The 20984-nt window shown below is 45.5% G+C and carries 19 protein-coding genes; 1 reads left to right on the forward strand and 18 read right to left on the reverse strand.

The window, feature by feature from the left end; genetic code table 11:
* Positions 1-2: 2 nt before the first annotated feature.
* The 5 genes from comA to degQ all read right to left on the reverse strand — a co-directional run bounded on the left by comA (position 3) and on the right by degQ (position 4398).
* Entirely contained in the window at positions 3-647 is a 645-nt protein-coding gene (gene comA, locus HAP68_RS14655) for a two-component system response regulator ComA (RefSeq protein WP_003152052.1), read from the reverse strand.
* Positions 648-727: 80 nt separating this feature from the next.
* Positions 728-3019, reverse strand: coding sequence for a sensor histidine kinase (locus tag HAP68_RS14660; protein ID WP_014305719.1), 2292 nt, complete (start codon positions 3017-3019; stop codon positions 728-730).
* An 11-nt stretch (positions 3020-3030) separates the two neighbouring features.
* Positions 3031-3195, reverse strand: a complete 165-nt coding sequence (comX, locus tag HAP68_RS14665) for a competence pheromone ComX (protein ID WP_007613432.1) — start codon at positions 3193-3195, stop codon at positions 3031-3033.
* Positions 3195-4106, reverse strand: a complete 912-nt coding sequence (locus HAP68_RS14670) for a polyprenyl synthetase family protein (protein ID WP_014305720.1) — start codon at positions 4104-4106, stop codon at positions 3195-3197. Before HAP68_RS14670 ends, comX begins: the two co-directional genes overlap by 1 nt.
* 151 nt (positions 4107-4257) lie before the next feature.
* Entirely contained in the window at positions 4258-4398 is a 141-nt protein-coding gene (degQ, locus tag HAP68_RS14675; RefSeq protein WP_003152043.1) for a degradation enzyme regulation protein DegQ, read from the reverse strand.
* Positions 4399-4863: 465 nt separating this feature from the next.
* Between degQ and HAP68_RS14680 the strand changes: the two genes are divergently transcribed.
* Complete coding sequence (locus HAP68_RS14680) at positions 4864-5205, forward strand: YuzC family spore coat inner layer protein (protein ID WP_014305721.1); 342 nt, start codon at positions 4864-4866, stop codon at positions 5203-5205.
* A 6-nt stretch (positions 5206-5211) separates the two neighbouring features.
* Here HAP68_RS14680 and HAP68_RS14685 read toward each other — a convergent pair whose 3' ends face one another.
* The 13 genes from HAP68_RS14685 to essC all read right to left on the reverse strand — a co-directional run bounded on the left by HAP68_RS14685 (position 5212) and on the right by essC (position 20944).
* Entirely contained in the window at positions 5212-6432 is a 1221-nt protein-coding gene (locus tag HAP68_RS14685) for an EAL and HDOD domain-containing protein (RefSeq protein WP_003152038.1), read from the reverse strand.
* Between the two features lie 129 nt (positions 6433-6561).
* Positions 6562-8028 carry a nicotinate phosphoribosyltransferase gene (locus tag HAP68_RS14690; protein WP_014305722.1) on the reverse strand — a complete coding sequence of 489 codons (1467 nt, stop codon included), beginning with the start codon at positions 8026-8028 and terminating at the stop codon, positions 6562-6564.
* 17 nt (positions 8029-8045) lie between these two features.
* Complete coding sequence (locus HAP68_RS14695; protein ID WP_003152033.1) at positions 8046-8597, reverse strand: cysteine hydrolase family protein; 552 nt, start codon at positions 8595-8597, stop codon at positions 8046-8048.
* Positions 8598-8693: 96 nt separating this feature from the next.
* Positions 8694-9092, reverse strand: a complete 399-nt coding sequence (locus HAP68_RS14700) for a YueI family protein (protein WP_003152031.1) — start codon at positions 9090-9092, stop codon at positions 8694-8696.
* A 65-nt stretch (positions 9093-9157) separates the two neighbouring features.
* On the reverse strand, positions 9158-9406 hold the full coding sequence (locus HAP68_RS14705) for a YueH family protein (RefSeq protein WP_003152028.1): 249 nt from the start codon (positions 9404-9406) through the stop codon (positions 9158-9160).
* A gap of 72 nt (positions 9407-9478) precedes the next feature.
* Positions 9479-9700 (reverse strand): spore germination protein, encoded by a 222-nt coding sequence (locus tag HAP68_RS14710; protein ID WP_003152026.1) that lies wholly within the window; start codon positions 9698-9700, stop codon positions 9479-9481.
* A 61-nt stretch (positions 9701-9761) separates the two neighbouring features.
* Positions 9762-10868: an AI-2E family transporter gene (locus HAP68_RS14715; protein WP_014305723.1), complete on the reverse strand. Its 1107-nt coding sequence runs from the start codon at positions 10866-10868 to the stop codon at positions 9762-9764.
* Between the two features lie 135 nt (positions 10869-11003).
* The gene (locus HAP68_RS14720) at positions 11004-11240 is read right to left on the reverse strand and encodes a DUF2642 domain-containing protein (RefSeq protein ID WP_003152023.1); all 237 of its coding nucleotides are present in this window, start codon (positions 11238-11240) and stop codon (positions 11004-11006) included.
* Positions 11241-11377: 137 nt separating this feature from the next.
* Entirely contained in the window at positions 11378-11908 is a 531-nt protein-coding gene (locus HAP68_RS14725; protein WP_003152022.1) for an HD domain-containing protein, read from the reverse strand.
* 164 nt (positions 11909-12072) lie between these two features.
* Positions 12073-12804, reverse strand: a complete 732-nt coding sequence (locus tag HAP68_RS14730; protein WP_015387781.1) for a (S)-benzoin forming benzil reductase — start codon at positions 12802-12804, stop codon at positions 12073-12075.
* 61 nt (positions 12805-12865) lie between these two features.
* Complete coding sequence (gene essA / locus HAP68_RS14735) at positions 12866-13339, reverse strand: type VII secretion protein EssA (protein ID WP_024085742.1); 474 nt, start codon at positions 13337-13339, stop codon at positions 12866-12868.
* A 7-nt stretch (positions 13340-13346) separates the two neighbouring features.
* Positions 13347-16472: a type VII secretion protein EsaA gene (gene esaA / locus HAP68_RS14740; protein WP_024085743.1), complete on the reverse strand. Its 3126-nt coding sequence runs from the start codon at positions 16470-16472 to the stop codon at positions 13347-13349.
* Entirely contained in the window at positions 16469-20944 is a 4476-nt protein-coding gene (essC, locus tag HAP68_RS14745) for a type VII secretion protein EssC (RefSeq protein WP_024085744.1), read from the reverse strand. The genes esaA and essC overlap by 4 nt, the downstream gene beginning before the upstream one ends.
* Positions 20945-20984: the final 40 nt, after the last annotated feature.

A 20984-nucleotide genomic window follows, 5' to 3' on the forward strand; every position in this document is an offset into this window, starting at 1 on the left:
ATTTATAGTACGTTATCTGACTTGGCGATCAGCACCGCTTCAGTTCGGGAGCCGACATTCAGCTTATTAAAAATGGATGTCAGGCTGTATTCAATCGACCGCTTGCTTAAGTGAAGCGCATCTGCGATTTCCTGATTGGTCAAACCTTTTTCGACCTCTTGGAGAATATGGCGCTCTCTCGGGGTTAACCGATCCTGCTCACTTTGAGGGGAAGAAGACGTTTTTGTTTTTTGCTGGGTCATCAGCTGTTTGAAATAGGAGAAATCAACTAAAATCTGTCCGTTGAGCACGTGATATATGTATTGCATGATTTTCTCTTTAGATTCGGTTTTGCTGATGGCGCCATGCAGGCCCGCGCGGATGGATTCTTCAAAATAATCTTCAACCTCATAGCCTGTGTAGACAATGATTTTACAGAGAGGATTCTCTTTTAAGATTTTCTTGGAAAGCTCGATGCCGCTGATGTCATCACCCAGATTTAAATCCATTAATATGAGATCGTAAGCTGAAAAATCATGCCGGAGAACGAATTGTTCACTGGCATCAGGACTGAGGCAATCGACAGAAAGATTCGTGTCCGTTTCCAGAATCGTCTTGGTGCCCTCCATGACAGCCGGATGATCATCAATCACTAGTATCTTTTTCATGGTTTCCTCCCTTTTACTCACTCATTTCCATTTTATTAAAAAGACTTGGCTTCTGCCAAGTCGATTTGGTGATAAAATGGTTACAATTCCATTTCAATATCCGCTTTAAAACCGTTTCCTTCACTTGTGTCGATTTTCATCCGTCCGTCAAGCGCACGGACGCGCTCCTTAATACCCGAAAGACCCATGCTCATCGACTGTCCGCCGCCTTCTTCCTGATTGCAGCCGACACCGTCGTCTTCATAATGCAGAATCACTTTATTTTGAATGCTGATCAGCATAATCAGCACCTCATTCGCCTGTGAATGCTTCATGGCGTTCGAAAGAAATTCCTGAATAATGCGGTACAAATTCAGCTGCGTATCCAAATCCAGCGCCGCCGTAAACCGGCCCGTATTCAGACGGATATGAAACGGCGCACGCTCCTGCTGCTGCGCGGCAAGCTTGGATACCGCCTTGACCAGACCCAAATCATACAGCAGCTGAGGCCGAAGCTCATGGCACGTCTCCCGGGTCATCAAAATGACATCCGACATCTGCTCATTCATCTGATGAAGCTTGTCCTGCACCTCTAACTGGCAAGGCTCCTCTTTCTTAAAATCGGCCAGAAACAGCTCACACTGGCGCTTCAAAGAAATCAAATCCTGCAGCACTGAATCATGCAGATCACGGGCCAAATCCGAACGCTGCTTTTCCTCGATCGTAAACATCAGCTTTTTGAGCCAGACCGGGTTTGTCTCCTGTTTCTTTAAATCTTCAAGGTGATTCATAAGTTCTTCAATTTTCATCACGTTTTCTATTGAAACATTAACGTAAAAAGATAATGTTTTTAACCAAGAAATTTCTTCACGTGATAAACGGGGCGTATTCATCTTAGACAAACAGAGAACAACGAATGATCTATCTCCCCGTTCTCCTACTTTCATTGCGAAACCTTGATTAAACTCCGTTATTTTTCCTATTTCAACAGTAACACTATTTAAAAGCACTTGATAATCATCTATCAAACTTGAATCTCTTTCGTCAAATGCCTTTACATTCCCATCATACGTAACTTCAAATATATACACTTTACTTGTAAGAGTGACTTCGAGAATGGTGGTTTTTAATTCTCCAAAAACCTGATTTAAAGAAGACGAGTTTCTGATTAATTGGGTAAACTTATAAATACTGTCTTGGTAATTGAATCTTTCAGAGACCCTTTTTAATTTAAACCGGAAATCGAGTATTTCTTTATAATAAAAAACAGCTAACATTAAAATATAAATTAAAAATGTCAGTTTAAGATTGTAAAAATTTTCTTCCGGCTCACGTAATAACTCAATTGTCGTAACCAGAATTATAGTTGGGGTTAACGCTAAAAAGCCGTAATATTTTAACTTACTTAAGATAAAATCAACGTTATATATTTTATTCGACATGAATTGATATACAAGTGAAAAAGGTATCAGCAGCATAAATGATGCTGTTAAGAAAGAAGAGACATAATAATCATTAAAAAATACATACGGTATAAGATACAGACATAAAAAAGGCGAAAATGCCAATATATTTATAACCACAAGCACCTTTATAATATGTGCCTGGTCAGTATCTTTGTTTCTTCTCAAAATAACAATAAAGTAATATGCTACAACCAAAAAAAGAAGAAAAAACGAAATCAAATTAAATTTTGGAATAAAATCACCAAAAGATAATCGCGACCGAAATAATTCAAATAATATATTTATAGTTGGAAATAAATACAAAGCAAAAACTTTTTTGCTGAAAAGCACAGTACCTAATTCTTTAAAGTAATGATAAAGAAACAGAAGATAATTTAAAGGTACAGTTATTAATGTTAACAACATGATGCATCTGCTAAGCAAATCGCCTTTTGCCGATCCTCCAGCACTGATATATGCGATTGAAGCAGACAAAAGAAATACAATTAGCACCAAAGCAGATTTCAAGTTTTTTTCTTCATTTATCTTGATGATGAAGAAGCAGCAAAATAAACATACTACATAAAAAATTATCGGTATTAAGTAAGTACTGAAGTTCCTATCATTAAATAAATTGAGCTTAATCTCAATATCATGACCGTTTCTATCAACGACCATCGAGTTTACATTTTTCAGCTTATTCATTTGAATATTAATTGACTTTACATTTTGGCCGTTAATATTCTTTACTATATCTCCCTTTTGCACTCCGGCGTAATATGCCATTGTAAAATCTTCTACATCTTTTATTTTAATTTCGCCCTGTTTATTTTCAGAAATGGTGGCGCCGACTAAAAGATTATTTGTGCTTATATAAGTCAGATAAATGACATATACCAATGTAAGCAGAATTAAGACAACTGAAATCTTATTGTACTTGGACTTCATTTATATCATCCTCAATATTTCCAATCACCGCCGAAAGAAATAACATCTATACCCTTAAACGCATTTATAACACAATCTGTTTGATCCTGGCTAACTCCGATCAGACTAGCATTTCCTTCAATCACTTTATTTAAAACTTCTGGATTTTTGGTTAAGTATCCTACAATTTCCTGCATTATTTTTCATCCTCCTCTAAATTAACAATCGCATTTAATAAAGCTTCCGTTTTATTTCTTTCTATCTCCAATTCAAATATCTTACTTTTTAATTTTTTTAACGACAAATGTTTCAAAACCAATAAGTATTGGGTTACACCTGCTTCAATTAATTTCTTTTTTATGTCTCGAGTCTTTAAGGTTTTGAATAACTCCGGGTTTTCATACCATTGTAAGATTTCTTCAGAAGCTTTATTGAATCTCTTTTTTAAGTATAAATAAGCAAGTGTATTTTTGCGTTGAACAAAATCATTATTTAAGTAAAACAAACCTTGATAATCATTATCAATCTGGGATATTATACCGAGTTCATATGAATATGATTGAACGATTGGGTTTAACTTTCCTGTCGCCAGCATCGCTCCCATAACGCAAGGCATTGCAGTTAAAGAGCCCGATTTATTCTTAATCATTTTCAAGCACTCTTCTTCAGTTTGCGGTGCATTCAAAATATCATCTTGCTGGCCCTCAATTGAACTCAAAGCAAAGTTTAATATTTGCTTAAGAAAATCCGGATTTTCACTAACCTGATTCATAACCTGTATACTTAATGTATAGAGGGCCGTTACAGTATTCAGCGTAATGGGGAGACCTGTTTTCATCCATTCCATTTTCAGATTATCATTATCTTCTAAATCATCATAAATGTCATATGACAGGACTAATAATTCTATACCTGCGGCTAACTTTAAAATTGCCTCTGTGTCTCTGCCATTGAACGCCTTGTAATGTTGATATGCCAATTCAGCAAATCCAAATGAATCTTTTGATGCAATAAATTTTAGAAGGTACATTTTCAAGTTAGTATTGCATATATTGTGCGCCACAATTTCCTTCATCTTCTCTTTAATCGTTTCGGCATCTAAACACATTTGCTCAATAATTGTCTTCACCCTCCCATTCTATTTTACTAAATGCAGGTGATGAAAGACAGCAGGTTTTTCGTTTTTTAACAATCGTATAATACTTTATCCATGAAATGGATAAAAAATGCACAAAAAAAAGACTTGTTTCCAAGTCTTTTTAAGAAATTTTCATTGCATATGAGAATTTATCGAGCTGATCAATGCTTTTGTTAATGTTTCGTAATGAGTCGGTTGTTTCTCTGATATCATTTTCAAGTCGGAATAATAATTGCTTTACTTCTTCTAATTTGTTTTCCACCGTTTCCACACTCCTTTTTTTGAAAGATCAATGAATTGTGTATGGTGAACGAGTCCTAGGTATTTGATCTGTTACTAATAGTGTAAACGTTTTTGCGGGATTTTTCACCGAAAAGTATGTGTAAAAGTATCTGCGTGACACCGCAAACTATGGTAATTCCATAGTCCCGAACAGGGCATTTAGCGAACGGGACTATATAACTACCGCAAAGGCAGACGTTTAGGATAAAGCAGACCAATCTGGCGGTTCTGCTGTTTTTTCAACGGTTTTCCGACAAACCGGCAGGGACTATAGTCCCTGCCGTCACAATTTCAAAACAGAATGGGCAAACAGCGTCGCATAACCACCGACAAACACCGAAAAGACCGCAACCCCCGCATTGTGGTCTTTTTGCATGTCATAACTCATTATCACGCCGCCTATACTCATGTATAACGAATGTTTTCTCAGGAAGGAGGCCGCCGTATGCATTATGTGTATCCATGCTGCCCTGTTTTCGCCGCGCCATACCGGCATCCAGCGCCCAGTGCCCCGGTTCACGCAGATATTTTGACAGCGTCCGCAAAAGAAGCTGCGGGCATGCTGGAGGATGCGCGCCTGCTCCTTGCACGGCTGTCGGCGTCAAAAGAGCTTGCGCGCAGCATCCTCACCGCAGCGCAATCATCTGACACCGCAGCGGTCAAGCGGCTCATTAAGCAGACCGGCATCAAAAATGACTTTGACGTGACGTATAATCCCGACGGCATCCGTGTCAGTCTGATCAGAGAGCAAAGCCGGTTTATCATCGCCCTCAGATGGTCGGCTTAAAGCGGCTCAATCGATCAGCTGCCGGCACCATTCGATCGCCTGTAAGTAACATTCATACGCTTCTTCTTTGTTCAGTTCTTTTCCCCACTCGTCACAGTCCCAGTTGTTGCATTCAATGGCTTTGACGAGCGCGAGCATCTTATAATAATCGTTTTCATAACCGAGCAGCGCCTGTCCGACTTCATCGATTAAAGGCAGTTCTTTGATGATATCCTCCAGTTCCCTGTGGAGAAGCGTATCGATGAGCGAAAACATGCCGATCAGCATGTAAGAAGAGGGCTGGGGCCTTCCGGTTCTTTTCGCCAGCAGTTCGCACAGTTTGGCCCTGATTAAGGAAATCTTAATGATTTCTTTTTGGCTTGAGTGGCTTTTCGCCGTTAAATCTCTGAATGAAAGAATGTAAATCAAGCGCTTAATCTCATTCAGCCCGAGCATCATGATGGCCTGCTGGATGCTGTCTATCTTTTTTTTCAGCCTTGTTTGCGATCCGTTTAAAAAACGCAGAATCTGATACGATAAGCTGACGTCACGCTCTATGTATTCCGTCACGCGCTGTATATTAGGCTGGTCATTGTTTAATTCGCTTAAAAGCTGGTAGTAAGAATGAAAATGAAACGTCAGATCATTTCCGCTGATGACACGCGGTTCACTGAAAAAATATCCTTGAAACAGGTGAAAGCCGTCTATGGCCGCCTGTTTATAATCTTTTCTCGTCTCCACTTTCTCCGCTAAATAAATCAGACTTTTACAGCTGTACGTCTGAATGATTTTTTTGCGCTCCAGACGCGAGGATTGCAAAAAGTCGATTTTTAAAATATCAATATATTTCATCAGCTGTTCCACTAACTCTTCATTTTCCGGATTGATGGCGTAAAAATCATCAAGTGCTAATGTATATCCTAATTTCTTCAGCTGTCTGCATCTTGAGATGAGCGCCGGAGTGATCGGTATGTCCTCAAGAATTTCGATAATAAGCTGGTCAGGATCAAAGGAGGTAGGGAGATCTGAAAACATCAGGCTTTCTGTAAAATTCACAAAGCAGCGTTTCCCCTCAGTCAGCTTTTCGATTCCGATGTTGATAAAGCTGTTAATAATGAGATCCGTCGTAGCTTTATCTCCGTCCGCGGCCGAATAACGGTTCTCTTCGCTCTCCCGGTAAAGAAGTTCATAAGCAACAACCTGTTCGTTTCTGTTGAAGATAGGCTGTCTCGCAACAAACACCTTCATTCATTTACCCCCTTAGATGCGGCCTTCGAACATAAGTATATCAAATAACTTGACGAAATTTGTCTAAATGTGAAAAATATTATCACAACAAAAAAGCCTTTCCAGAGATAGGAAAGGCCGCTTTGTTTTCTATTCAAGTTCCCGTTTCAGCTTGCTTTTGATTTCATGAATCCGCTGCATCTTGTTGCTCCAGCAGTCTTCGCTTAAATCGACCGGATATTCTTCCGGCTTGCTGATCCGTTTGTATTCCTCCCACAGAAGTTTGAGGTTATCCTGCACGTATTGCTGGATGTCGGTAATTTCGGGATTATCATAGCATAAAACGCCGTTTTCAAAGATCGGCTCATGCAAGTCTTTCGCATAGAAGTCAGTGACGAATTTGCTGACGAACGTGTGGACGGGATGGAACATTTTTAAGCGTTTCTGATCATTTACCCGCTCGTCATAAAGCGCGATATAATCACCTTCCGAGTGGTGATTCAGCTTGTTGATAATCCGGTATACTCTCTTTCTTCCCGGCGTTGTCACTTTTTCAGGGTTTGACGAAATTTTAATGGTGTCGGTCAGTTTGCCGTCCTCTTCAATGGCGACAAGCTTATAAACCGCGCCGAGAGCCGGCTGATCGTATGCGGTAATCAGCTTCGTGCCGATGCCCCACGTATCGATTTTCGCTCCTTGGGATTTCAGGTTTAATATCGTGTGCTCATCAAGATCGCTTGAAGCAATGACCTTTGCGTCTGTGAAACCCGCTTCATCAAGCATTTCACGCGCTTTTTTTGACAGGTACGCCAAGTCCCCGCTGTCCAGGCGGATGCCGATGAAGTTGATCCGGTCGCCGAATTCCTTTGCGACTTTAATCGCATTCGGCATGCCTGAACGGATCGTATCGTACGTATCTACGAGAAATACGCAGTCTTTGTGGGTCTCCGCATATTTCTTAAATGCCGTATATTCATCGCGGTACGCTTGTACGAGCGCATGAGCGTGCGTGCCGGATACCGGTATATTAAAACGCTTTCCGGCTCTTACATTACTCGTCGCGCTGAAGCCGCCGATCAAAGCCGCTCTCGCTCCCCACATGGCCGCATCCATTTCATGGGCGCGCCGCGTTCCGAATTCGAGGGCGTCTTCGTCACCGACAACGCCTTTAATGCGGGCCGCTTTCGTGGCGATTAATGTTTGGTAATTCACAATGTTAAGCAGAGCCGTCTCAATCAGCTGCGCTTCAATCAGGGGCGCTTCGACCCGCATAATCGGTTCGTTGTTAAAAACGAGCTCGCCTTCTTTCATGCTGTAAAGAGATCCGGTAAAAGAAAGATCCCGTAAATAATCAATGAAATCATCAGCATAGTGCAATTCCGTTTTTAAATAATTCAGATCGCTGTCGGTAAATTTGAAGTTCTCCAAGTATTCGATTGCTTTTTCTAAGCCCGCAAATACCGCATAGCCGTTTTCAAAGGGAAGCTTTCTGAAAAAAAGCTCAAAAATCGCTTTTTTCTCATGAATGCCGTCTCTCCAGTACGTTTCGGCCATATTAATTTGATAAAGATCTGTATGTAAAGACAAACTGTCGTCTTTAAAACCATGCTCCACCAAAATTGTTTTCCCCTTCCTTACTCTGCCACTTGCGCTCCGATGCTGTTCTTAAAATGGGACAGGGCCCATTCATGCCCTTCCGGATTAAAGCTGGCCACAGCGTTTTGATGAATGACGATCTGAAAGCCCTTGTTGTAGGCGTCAACGGCCGTGTGAAGAACGCAGATGTCGGTGCACAGGCCCGCAAGATGCAGCTCAGTGATCTGCCGTTCCCGCAGTTTCAGCTCTAAATCCGTTCCCGCAAAAGCAGAATATCTCGTTTTTTCCATATAATTTACGTTTTTTGCGTGTTTATGTTTCTCATAAAGAGGCGATAGCCTTCCGTACAGCTCTTTGCCCTCCGTGCCGTTGATATTATGCGGAGGAAACAGGCGTGTCTCGGGATGAAAGTCATCGTCTGCATCATGCGAATCTACCGCAAAGACAACGTAATCACCGTTTTCTATAAATGCTTGCGTCAAACTGACAATCGTATCTTCAATCTGTCTCGCGGGTTCTCCGCAGGTTAATGCCCCGTTCTCAGCTGCAAAATCATTCGTATAATCAATGCATATAAATGCTTTTTTCATAGCCGGCCTCCCCGCCATTCATATGAAAACCATTATATCCTATCTCCACTTGTAAGTGAATTGGCATTGTAAAATGACAAACAGTGTTTTGCCCTTTTAAGATTTCAGGAGTGAGCGCTGAAAAATGTCATCCTGCACGTAAATGCCGTCAAGGTTCACGGCATAATCGGCGGCAAAAACCAGGCCGAGCGGCGTTTCGAATTGAAGGTCCGAGATGACGGAGCTTCGGACACCGGCAAGTGCGGCAAGCTTCATATATGGTGAATAAGCATGATACGGGAGCCTTCCGTTTATATAGAGCACCGCGTCTTTTCGGCTTTTCAGCGCCTGTTTCACTTCTTCATACGGCTGCTTTTGCAGCACCTGTCCCTTCGTCAGGGCAATGATGACTCTTTCACGCAGCGAGCCTAAAAATAAATGGCGTTCATCCGGTTTCGTCTGCAAAGGGCCGTACATCCCCTGCTGTAAATAAAGGTCAACCGTTTTGTCGCTCATCGGCCTGTCCCTCCCAGCTTGTTTTACAATTATCGCCCCGGACGGGACGCGGTAAACCGTTTTCGTTACATTTCAGCCACCCAATGGGAGATCTTGCCGGCGAGCTCTCCGGCGGGTTCTTCTTCAATCAGCTTGCTGAATGATTGTAAAAGCCGCTGCGCCAGCGCCTTTTTCTCTTCCTCATAGGAAATGATCGTGCTCCACTCAAGTTCCGGAACGGCTACAAGGGTATGCTGTTCTTTTTTATTTTCATGCAGATATACATCACCGATCATTCCGGACTGCACGGTAATATTCGCTTTTCTGATTTTCATAAAACATTCCCCTTTTATAAAGACTGATTCTATTATACTACAAAAAAGCGACAGCCTCCTAAAAGGAGGCTGTCACGCGTTAAACCAATCAGGTTCGTCAAACACATCAATGTCTTCAAAGCGCGTTTTGCTGAATTTATTAGTAATTTTGACAAAATCTCCGGAATGAAACGCCCCTGCCCCCGCGCCTGAGTGGTCAACGGCTTTGGGAGAAATGGCAAACACGTCACCGAAGCTCGCTGCAGCGTCTCCGGCTAAACTCATAATATAAATCGGTCCCACAATTGCAGGCATACCCACACCTCCGCTTTTCTTTACAGCATTTTATGCGCTGCACCGGGAGTTGTGCCCGTTTTTATTTCGGCTTGCGGCTGTCTTCGAGCTTTGACCGCTGACGAAGTTTGATAAGCCGGACGATATTTAAGACGAAAGCTTTTAAAACCGCGTAAACCGGCACGGCCAGGATCATTGCGAGAATGCCGCCGAAACTGCCCGCTCCGATAAGCAGAAGAATAATGGTGAGCGGGTGGGTATTCAGCCGTTTTCCAATCACAAGCGGAGAAAGCAGGTTCCCGTCAAGCTGCTGGACGACAACGACAACAATAACGGCAAACAGCGCCTTAGCCGGCGAATCCATAAACGCAATAATCACCGCGGGCGCCGCCCCGAGAAACGGCCCCAGGTACGGAATGATATTGGTGACGGCGATCACCATCCCGAGAATTAACGCATACGGCAGGCCGATGATCCAATATCCGATAAAACATGCCGTTCCGACAAAGAGACAAATCAGCAGCTGGCCTTGGAAATAGGCGGCCAATGTGACATATAAGTCGTTAAATATTTTCCGACCTTCCGCCCGGTAGGAAGAAGGCAGAATTTTGACCGCCAAGAGCGGAAACCGCCGGCCGTCCTTCAGCATATAAAACAAAATGAACGGAACGGTGATCACGACAAGCGTGATATTCGTAACGACGCCGAACACGGCCGACAGGCTTGCCGTAATATTTTGCGGAAGGCTTTGTAAAAATCCCGTCAGAGACTGCTGGATTTTTTCTATCGACACATAATCCTGCGTCATCATCCACGTAAACCATTTGGAATGGGATAATTGCGCCGTCAAGACTTGAATCTGATGAATGTAATCAGGGAAATTGTTAATCAGCCCCGTGACCTGGGAAGCCACAATCGGCCCGATGGCAGTGAACATAAAGGCAATCAGACCGATGAAAACGAGATAAATGAGCAGGATCGCCAATGTCCGGGGGATTTTTTTCTCAAGCAGGCGCACGATCGGATTAAAAATGAAAAACAAAATGCCCGAGATCAAAATCGGAAAAAACAGAGTGGTGATAAAACCGAAAAACGGCTGAAATATAAACGAGACTTTCGTTGATACGTAAATAATGAGCAAAACGAGCAAAATTTGCAGCGTCCAAAAATGGACCTTTGATTTCAACAAGCGGTTTCCTCCTATTGTCGTGTGAACTTGTACTGTGATTGTACCAAAAAAAGCCGCCGTGCATCTATGTATCTCAAAAAAGAAGACGCACCGGGGTTCTATAGTGCCGCCTCCGGTTTGCGCCTTTTCGGGCTGTTACACGCGTTCGGTATAATCAGGCATGACGGAAACCACATGGCGGTTTCTGATATAAAATACACGGTCATGCGTCTCTTCAATGGCGATGTGATCCGGAGTGGCATCAATCAGCCGTCCTCTGACAATGCGTCTGACGGTTTGAATGATAAACCTTGAGCCGATAAGCTTATGGATGGTCTGATAAACGTAAGGATCCACTAACGAGACGATTTGCGGGCTTCCTTGATGGGCCATTTTCGCTGATCCCCTTTACTATGTTTTCCTTCAGCATATGCAGCGGACAAAGGCTTTGACACAGTACGTCTATCGGAGCGGAAAAGGTGTTAGTGAGCATGCGGAGTTATGTAAGCGGAAAAGGCCGCATGAGTGGCCTAGACTGAGCTTCTTATGGGATATTGGGCTCGGTCAATTAACTGATCAAGCTTTTGGATTTGTTTGAGCGCGGCCGTGTGATCCATTTGGCGGTAATGGTGATGTCCGCCGGGTTCTTCATCGAGTTCATCCGCTTGTTTCACGATTTGCTGGAGCGTATTCTTGTCCAGTTCGCCTTCAGGCAGATAGGAATCGGTGTGAAGCAGAATCGCCAGCGCAATGTCCTTCGCCGCTTTCGGTTCTTCACCGAGCCGGATGAGCAGCTTATGCGCCCGTTCCGCGCCTTTAATGGCATGGATATCGTTTCTTCTGTACTTTTCATAATCCCATTTGCCGTCTGTGTACCATTCATAATGGCCGACGTCATGCAGTAACGCCGCTTTCGCCGCCAGATCCGGGCTGACACCTGCTTTTACGGCAAGACGGTATGCATGAAACGCGCAGGCGATCGCATGGGCGACACCGGAACGCTGTAAATACTTTTGTGCGATTGGATGGGTGAAGACATCCATTAACGTTACATTTCTCATGGAAACCCCTCCTTCATATATTTTTAGAATCCTAACATAAATCGAGAAGAAACTCAATTCATCTGATACATTTCTTATACCCCTTATATGTTGTTTCATTCATCATATGCCGCCGGACCCCTAAGTGATTGTACAAACAAAAAAAGAGCAGCGTGAAAGCTGCTCTACAAAAATTCTTTGATATCGTATATCCGTCCGTTTTCCGGCTCGCCCGCGATCAGTGAGTGAATGACGCCGGCGATGTATTCAGGACTTCTGAGGTTTTTCGTTTCTTTCAGATTGCGGAACCGTTCGATGTCATGGAAATCTTCTTTTGACGAAGAACGGATGACCGACTGCATGTCTGTATCCATCACTCCCGGCGAGAATGATATCATGCGGACCGGCAGCTCTTCATCTTCCTGTTCAAACCCGAATGTTCTCGTAAACATATCAAGCCCCGCTTTTGAGCTGCAATACGCGCTCCAGCCTTTATAAGGATTTTTCGCCGCGCCCGATGTGATGTTGACAATTGTTTTGCTGCCGCTGAACGCTTCGAAACGCTTTGTGAACATTTGGCTGAGCAAAACGGGCGCCGTCAGGTTAAGGGTGTAATGGCGGTTCAATTCTTCGGCGGAAGCCTCTTTCGCCCGCTTGATCGGTTCCACCATTCCGGCATTGTTGATCAGTGTGACGGCGGAGTACCCCTTCTCCTCTGCTTGATCAAGAATCGCCTTCATCTGCCGCCCGGTATCTGCGAGATCGGTTAAATCAACACTGTATTCTGTCAGCCCCTCGCGCTTTTCCCCGCTTATCGTTCTTGAAAGCGCGGCGACTTCGGCTCCTTCTTGAAGCGCCTGTTCCGTAAGCGCCCGGCCCAAGCCTTTTGACGCGCCTGTTATAAGAAAAAACTGCATGAAACTCCTCCTTTTTTTCTTATTTTACGGGCTGTCTTCCCGCAAACACAAGCGATCCGTTTTACCGCTTTGCCTTTTCCTGCGCCGTGACTTTCGGGATCAGATAGATCATTGCCGCAATCCCGAGGAGGATCAAGACGGCATAAATAGCAGGAAGCAGATAAGAAGTCTTTTTCTCTTCCGTTTCCATATCTGCCGAGGTATGCCGCACCGCCGGCTCGGCAAATGTGATACCCAGTTGTTTCGATTGCGCTTTGATCGTATTCGGCTCCGTGTCTGACGATGTAAACAAATTTGATATCAGTTTGTCATCCGGGTTTTCGGTCGGCTGATCAAACGTGATATCCTTCTGTTCTTTCGGAAGCGCCGTTTTTTCCTCGGAGTAGGCATCGTCGTGCAGGTAATCCGTACGAATTTCAATGTCTTTCTTTTCATATTCATTCGGCTTGACATCAGTATTTTCCTCATTCGCGGCTGCGGCTTGGGGAAGGAAAAGGAAAAAGGAGAGAGCAAACAGCAGCAATCCTTTTTCCATGAACGTGTTACGCCTCATAAGACTGATCACTTTCCTCCGTTTTTTCCGCAAACAGCCGAATGACGAGGGGAAGCGCCGCCGCAATCAGCGTAATGATCGCAAGAACCGTTACCCCCAACGCAAACAGATGGCCCGTTCCGTATTGAATATCGATATAGACTTTCGAAACCGGACTGTCAAAGGTGAAGTTCGGCATAATCAGGTCGATCAAAGGCGCCACATAAAAGAGAATGAGCACTGATGATGCGATCCATCCGGTAATTGAGCTGAAGACAAAGGATGCCCGGATAAAAGCTGAACTCGCCGCAAGCAGGAGAATCGTAAAGACTGACCATTTAATCGTCTGATCATCCGGAAGCGAATAGATATTCAGACCGAACAGACTGATCATCAATCCGACCATAATGTTTAAAATCCCAAAGAGCGCGCCTTTGACAAGAAGCGGCGCCTGCTGATAATACGAGCTGAAATAGCCGATCAGAAGACTGCTGATCAGGACGATCACCAAAATGACGACCGGCGGAACATTCTGAACCCGGTCTTCCGGCACCTCTCCGCTGATTTTAAGCGGATTGGCGAGATAATCGTAAACATAGCCGTTTTCCTGTCCGTCAACGAGCGCGTTCCCTAAAATGCCGTACACGTCATTTCTGATCAATTTCGTGGAATCGACGTTTTTGCCCCAGTTGCTGTTCAGGGTGTCCGCTTTTTGCTGGACGTCATTTACGCTTTGCTGCATATTGTCGGTATAGCTGATGATGCCGGACTGGCGTTCTGACAGATGGCCCATCGTGTCAGACATTTGCAGGACTTCGCGGCCGACGGTATCCTGAGCGCCGAGCGCCATCGTTCCGGTTAATCCGTCTCCGCTGAACGCGGCCGCTTCCTGCACAGCACCTTCAGCCAGCTGATCGGATGCTTTCGCCGCGCTGTCTGAAATGCTGGCAAGCTCATCGAGCACTCCCGCTTGTTCATCCCTGATATACGAGCTGTAGTTATCCGAGAATTCGGTCATGCCTTTAATGAAATTGCTGATGTCTTCATCTGTCTGCATTTTATTGTTTTTCAGATTTTCCCAGCTTGCCGTTTCTTCCGGTTTGATGGCGAGAACGGTTTGGACTTCGCCTTGCTGGGCTTTCAGCACCCGGTTTTTCACATCAGGCAGCGAGCCCGCGTCAAGAGAGTGATAGAGTGTCGCCTCATACAGGGATAAATCATTATAGTAACTCATTAAATCGGATATCTTTTTTGTATTAATGTCAGCGGCAAATATCTGTTCAAGAGCAGATTTGCGGCCGCTGTCCAATGACGGGTAGTTCAAAATGTTCTGTTCTGTTCTTACAATCATTCTGTAAACGGTATTGAAGTCTTGTTTTCTCGTTTCTTCTGATTCTTCCAGCTTTTTCTTTAATTTTTCTGCGCGTTTTTTGACGTCATCAATCTGGTCTTTAAGGCCTTGGATTTCTTCATCAAGAGCATCGAGACGTTTTTTCAGTTCTTCATTATGAGTCTGCTGTTTCTCTTCCAGCTCTTTTTCAATTTGCTGAATGCGCTCTGCGGCTTGGTTCAGCCTTTCTTTTGCCTCAGATATGTCCGTGCCGCCGTCCCCTTCAGAATCGTTCGGATCGTCCGCCGGCTCATCAGCAGGCGGAGTGACGTTTTCAGCGGCTATCGCGGTCTGGACGGTTTTTGGCTCCTGATCGCCTGTGTTATCGGAGGCAGGCTGCTCTTCTTTTGTGCCGTCTTCCGTTTTTCCGTCTTCTCCGGGAGCCGTTCCGTTATTCGGATCGGTATCGCCGGAGTTTTCACCGTCATCGCCTTGGCCCGGTTTTTCCGGTTCCGGTTTTTCTTTTTCCGGTTCTTTTAATCCGTCAGAAATGTGATTGATTTCAGCGGAGATACGTTTTAATTCGTCACGCTGATCGTCAAGGTCAATTTTCAGATCGCCGGGCTTTTCTTCTTCCGGTTTTTCTTCTTCTTTCGGTTCATCCGAGCCGTCATCGCCCGGGTCCTTTTCCGGAACGGTTAATGCCGGCCGGTCCCTTTTCATAAGGGTTTGAATGCTGTTCAATGTTTCAAATCTTGCTTGCGCTTTATATTGAGTCAAATAATTGTCCAGTAAATTGGATTGAATATTCGCCATCCCGCGTTCCTGATCAGGAACCTGCGCTTCTCTCACCTGTTGGGCGGCAAAAAGAGCCGATCCCGTCTGGTCAAGCTGTGTCTGCGCCCGGTTTATGCCTGAAGAGAGCCCGCTCATCATCGTGCTGAACTGGTTGGCGGCCTGCTGTGCTTTAATGGCGTTCAGTCCGGTTGTGATTTGCTTTTGATTTTGTTCCTGCGCGGCCATCAGCAGTTTTTTCTGATTTTCTTGATATTGTTTGTAGCGCTCGACCGTGTCGGCAAAGTCTTTGAGCGTGGTTTTGGCTTCATCTGCCGAAGTCAGTTTTTCTTTTGCCGCGCCCTGCGCTTCATTCATTGATTTTTTCAGTTCGTCAATCAGGTCTTTTTGCCGTTTGATTTCACCTGCCAAGTCATTGGAGCTCGGCTTGTAAAAGTTGTACATGACATTTTGAAACTCTGATTCTTTATTGACGATCTTGTCAAAATCGCCTCGGACATTGTTCACTTTTTGTGAGACGAAATTCCAATATAATGCCGACATTTTTTTATTCATTGATTTTTGGGCGTCTTCAAGCTCACGCTGCACTTTTTCTTTGTTGACGGCGTTCAGGTTGCTTTGAATATTGAATGTCAGCGTGGCTTTTTGCGGACGCTCCTTGTCATAGCTTAAGATGTCTTTTGAAAAATCGGATGGAATGTAAACGACGGCGTCATATTTCTTAGCCGCCAGACCGTTTTCTGCCGCGCTCCTGTTGACAACCGTCCATGAATAATCCGGACGGCCGCCGAGAGCGGCCGCTACTTCTTTGCCGAAATGGACGGATTCCTCTTCCTCATTTTCATCTGTTTGTAAGCCCATATCTTCATTCACGACTGCGATTTGGCGGGTGGCGTTGATTTTTTGTTTTCCCGGGTCATCGCCGATAAACCGGAAAAACAGCACCGGCAGCAGCAGAATGATGACGACCGCGGCTATTAATTTGATCAGGCTTTTTCGTTGTTCGGTCATCTGACGGCCTCCCTTTCCGCTGAACATAAAGGTATTTGGATTTTTTGCTCCTTCCCGTTTTCAACCAAATAGCCGAAGCCCGGCTGAATGTCCGGTTCCTGCCTTTGGTAAGGCAGCGGAATGACATTTTGTTCGGATTTTTTCACAAGCAGCATCGCGTGGCGGATCTGTTTCATTTCCGTCGTTAAGGAATCATAGCCTTTTGAGAATTCGCTGTGATTGCCCGCCGGGATAAAACTGAAGCCCACATGCGCGTAAGATTTCATAAACATCGCCAGCTTGTCCTGTAAGGCGGTGTCGATCGTCTGCTGGAATCTTGTAATGCCGTCGGCCATTAACACGACCGGAGAGAAACTGAGTTTGTGCACATTGCCATTTTTGACGGCCTGCGTATACTGAGCTTCGCGCTCCGTGAAAATGGCTTCTGCCGTTTCGATCCACTGCCGGACGTCTTCTTTTGTGTCCAGATAGCTGACCTTTGTTTCCTGCGCATACTGCGACAGTCCGCGGTCAATCGAGTCAAACAGCCCGACCCGTTCCGCACCTTCACGCAGCAGGTGATTCAGCATCACTTTCAGGATATTTGTTTTTCCACGCTGTGTCTGGCCCAAAATAAGACAATGCTTATTTTTACCCAGATCAAAGTACACAGGGCTGACCTTTTCCTCATGAAGCCCGACAGGAATGCGGAACGGGTCTTGTTCCGGGCCGAGACGGAGTGAAAATTCGCCGGCCGTCAGCATATCCGGAAGCATCGGAATCGGGTCTGGCCCGGCTGTTCCGGCGTGGCGCTCAGCTAAAGCTTTGACATCAGCTTTCAGCGCCTGGAACATCTCGAGGTCATTTTCCGCTTCAGCCGGGAGAAACATTTGCGCGAAATACAGTTCTTCTTTTTGGATCATGACGCGGCCCGGGATCGGTTCGAGACTGAACGGCGGACGCCCGTAAATGGAGTATCCTTCTGACTGATCCATTAAATAATGGACGACTTTCGTTTTTATGTTGTTTAACAGCGACTGGCGGACGGCGTTTACCCTCGTTGCGGTCAGCAGAAAGTAAATGCCTAAGCTTTGCCCGTCGCGTGAAATCTGGATAAATTCCGTTTCTAATTCATGCATTTCGTCTTTGACGATGTCGAAATTGTCAATTGTGATAAATATAAACGGCAGCTCTTCTTCACTGAGCGAATTGTACATTTTGATATGGCTGACTTCTTTTTCCCTGAACAGCCGTTTCCGCCGCTCGATTTCTTCCTTGATGCGGATCATGAATTTTTCGATCTTTCTCATTTGATCCATTAAGAAATAGTCTGCGGTGTGCGGAAGCTTTGCCAATGGCAGAAGCGTGCCGTTTCCGAAGTCAAAGATGTACATATGAAGCTCTTCCGGCGTGTATCCTTCCGCGAAATTCATCAGGAAGGTGATGGCAGCCACTGACTTGCCGTAGCCGGATGAGCCGAAAATGCCGATGTTGCCGTCATCCATCATCGTGTAAGCGAGAGGCGCCTGTCTTTGCTGATCAGGCTCATCAACGCAGGCGATGAAGAAGCGGTCTTTTTCCTGCGCGGGGTAAAGCGTGCGCGGGATACGTTCGGCAAGCGGCGGAAGCCACGGGCTCGGCAGCTTTTCAATGCCCATTTCATTTTGAATCCGCTCGATTTCTTCGACTACGGCTTCTATTTCTGCCGGGGCGTCTTTTTTCGCCGCATCATCCGCATCCACCTCAGACAGCGGAATTAAGCCGGTATCGGTAACGATGGCAATGTCATCCTCGGTGCCGTATACATCTTCCATGTAAGGGGCGCCGCTCCAGGCAGACTGGAACTGCTCATACACTTCGTTATTTCCGACTTGCAAGTAGCCGCGTCCGGTGACCGTAATATTCGCCGCATCACTGTTTTTCAGGATTTCTTTACTGTCACTTGCATCCTGCACTTTCAGCGCGACCTTAAAGCGTGAGTTGCTCCATATTTGGTCGTCAATGATGCCGCCCGGCTTTTGCGTGGCGAGAATTAAATGCACACCAAGGCTCCGTCCGATGCGGGCCGCGCTGACAAGCTCCCTGATAAAGTCAGGCTCTTCGCTTTTCAGCTCGGCGAATTCATCTGAAATCAAAAACAGGTGCGGCATCGGAATATCCGTTTCTCCCTGTTTATACAGTTTTGTATAGTCATTGATGTGATTGACGCGATATTGATCAAACAGCCGCTGCCGTTTTTTCAGCTCGCTCTTAATGGATGCAAGCGCCCTGATACTGAAGTTTCTGCTTCCTTCAATATTCGTGATGGTCCCGAGAAGGTGCGGCATTTTGCGGAACGGCTGCGCCATTCCTCCGCCCTTATAGTCAATCAGCAAAAACGCCGCTTCATGCGGGTGAAAGTGAACGGCCAATGACAGGATATATGTTTGCAGAAATTCACTTTTCCCGGAGCCGGTCGTTCCCGCCAGCAATCCGTGCGGCCCGTGCGCTTTTTCATGCAGGTTTAAATAGACGATGTCGTCTTTTCCTTTATAGCCGATCGGAACAGCCAGCGATTTTGCAGACTCACTTGTCTCCCACTTCTGCCTGATGCCGATTTCTTTTACTTCCTTCGCATGAAACAGCTCGAGAAATGAGACCGTTTCAGGAATGGAATTCGTCATTCCGACCTGATGGTGCAATGTCCGAAGCGTCCGGGAAAACCGCTCGTTGTTTGTCCGTTCATGCCTGTCCAGCTTAAACGGGATCTGCACCGCTTTTTTCTGTTGAATGAGAATGTCTCCCTCATCTTCATTAATGTAGCGGACGAGGGTGTGAATGTTTTCTGCCAGGCTTTCCTTTGTTTCCGCGGCGATGATGGCCGAGATGCCGAGATGCTCATGCCGGCCTTCGATGTATTCTAAAATGACGTGCTCTGCGATCAGCTGCTGATTTGTGATGACAAAGACAAAATGCGGCTGGAAGATCTTCTTTTCTTTATCTTCTTCCAAATCCCGCTCCCGCAGCAGCTCGTAAATGGACGATAACAATTGATCGCGGGTCTGTTCATTGTAAATAAATCCTTTCGCGTACATATGAGGCAGCTGAAATTGCGGCAGCCACTTCATCCATTCCCATTCCTTATATTCGTCCTCATGAAAGATAAAGACAAATCGCAGGTCATGGTAGCTGTTGAAGAACGCGAGCTGGCCGATCAGCTGATGAATTTCATTTTTGACGATCTGGGGTTTCCCGACAAGCCCCATCGGCCCTTCTTGTAAATCAACGGTCACAGGCGCATGGCGGATATCTTTATACACACGCTGCATGTGCTGCGACTGCTCCATCAAGTCATCCACATCACGATTCGCCAGGTCTCCGCCGCTCATTGAAATCTCGTAGCTTGCCGGGACCGTGCCCGTTCCGAGCCGAAGCATCAGAAAATCCCTGCTATCCAGCGATTTCTCCCAAATGCGGCCGCTGATTTCAGAAGTTAAATATTTCATTTTTTCAAACGGGGGAAAATGATGCGTCAGCACGTGCAGCTGTTTTTCCGACAGCGTCTGAAGCTCTTTCCGTTTGCTTTCTAAATACTGCTTGTACACACGCTCCCGTTTTTCCTCCCGTTTTTTCCGCTGGTTTTTTTCACGGAAATACTGCACGGTGGACGTAATGAGAGTCATCATAAACATCGCCAAAGAGACAAGGATGAATATACCCCTCGGCTGTATAATAGCGACAACCCCCATTACAATCAGCATGACCACAGGAGGCAGAATGACGAGCCACAGCCCCCGGTTATTCTGTTCGCTTTCCTGCGAGGGAAAGCTGAATGAAACGCGGTCTTCGGGAAGATCGTAGACCATGCGCGGCGTTCTTCGATATTGCGGGTATTTCTTTTTCATTTCGGTGCTTGGTTTTACCGTTTTGGTTAAACCGGTTTGAAGCTTTTCGTGATGAACGATTTCTAAAAGGTCGTCCTCCGTCAGCCTCACACGCAGAAAATTCCACAGCAGCTCATCTCCCGTCCGGAGCCTTTCGGGAGCTTCTGCAAGCTTTCCGTTCACATAAACTTCCTGGCCATCAGGGACGACAGACCAGCATCCTCCCGACTTTCTCAGATAAAAAGCCCCTGTTTGAGCGGAGGACGGCTCTTTGTATATATCCGCTTCCTCTGTTTCTGATGAGAAAACGATCTCATCCTTCCCTCCTATAAAATACACGGAGGATTCTTCCTGGTCAGGGGTGAGCAGAAGCCGCATCGTCTCTTCTTCAATCCGGCAGGGCATTTCATTTCCTATTGTCAATTCGCCGGCACAGTTATTTCCCAGGAAAACATCATAACGATCTGTTTCTTTCCGATAAAGGGTTGCGGCGTTTTGCCGTAACGGAAGTGTGCCGACCGTTATTGTATCTTTCATATCCGGACCGATCGTAATCGGCTGAGAGGGCGGGAGTTCAGACAGCTGAACCTTTTGTACGTGCTCTCGGTAAAAGACCCATAACAGACTCATATGGCGAACCTCCTGACGACAGCCTGATCGTTACATGCGG

It is taken from the genome of Bacillus sp. Bvel1 (genome assembly GCF_014872755.1).
GTDB lineage: Bacteria > Bacillota > Bacilli > Bacillales > Bacillaceae > Bacillus > Bacillus velezensis.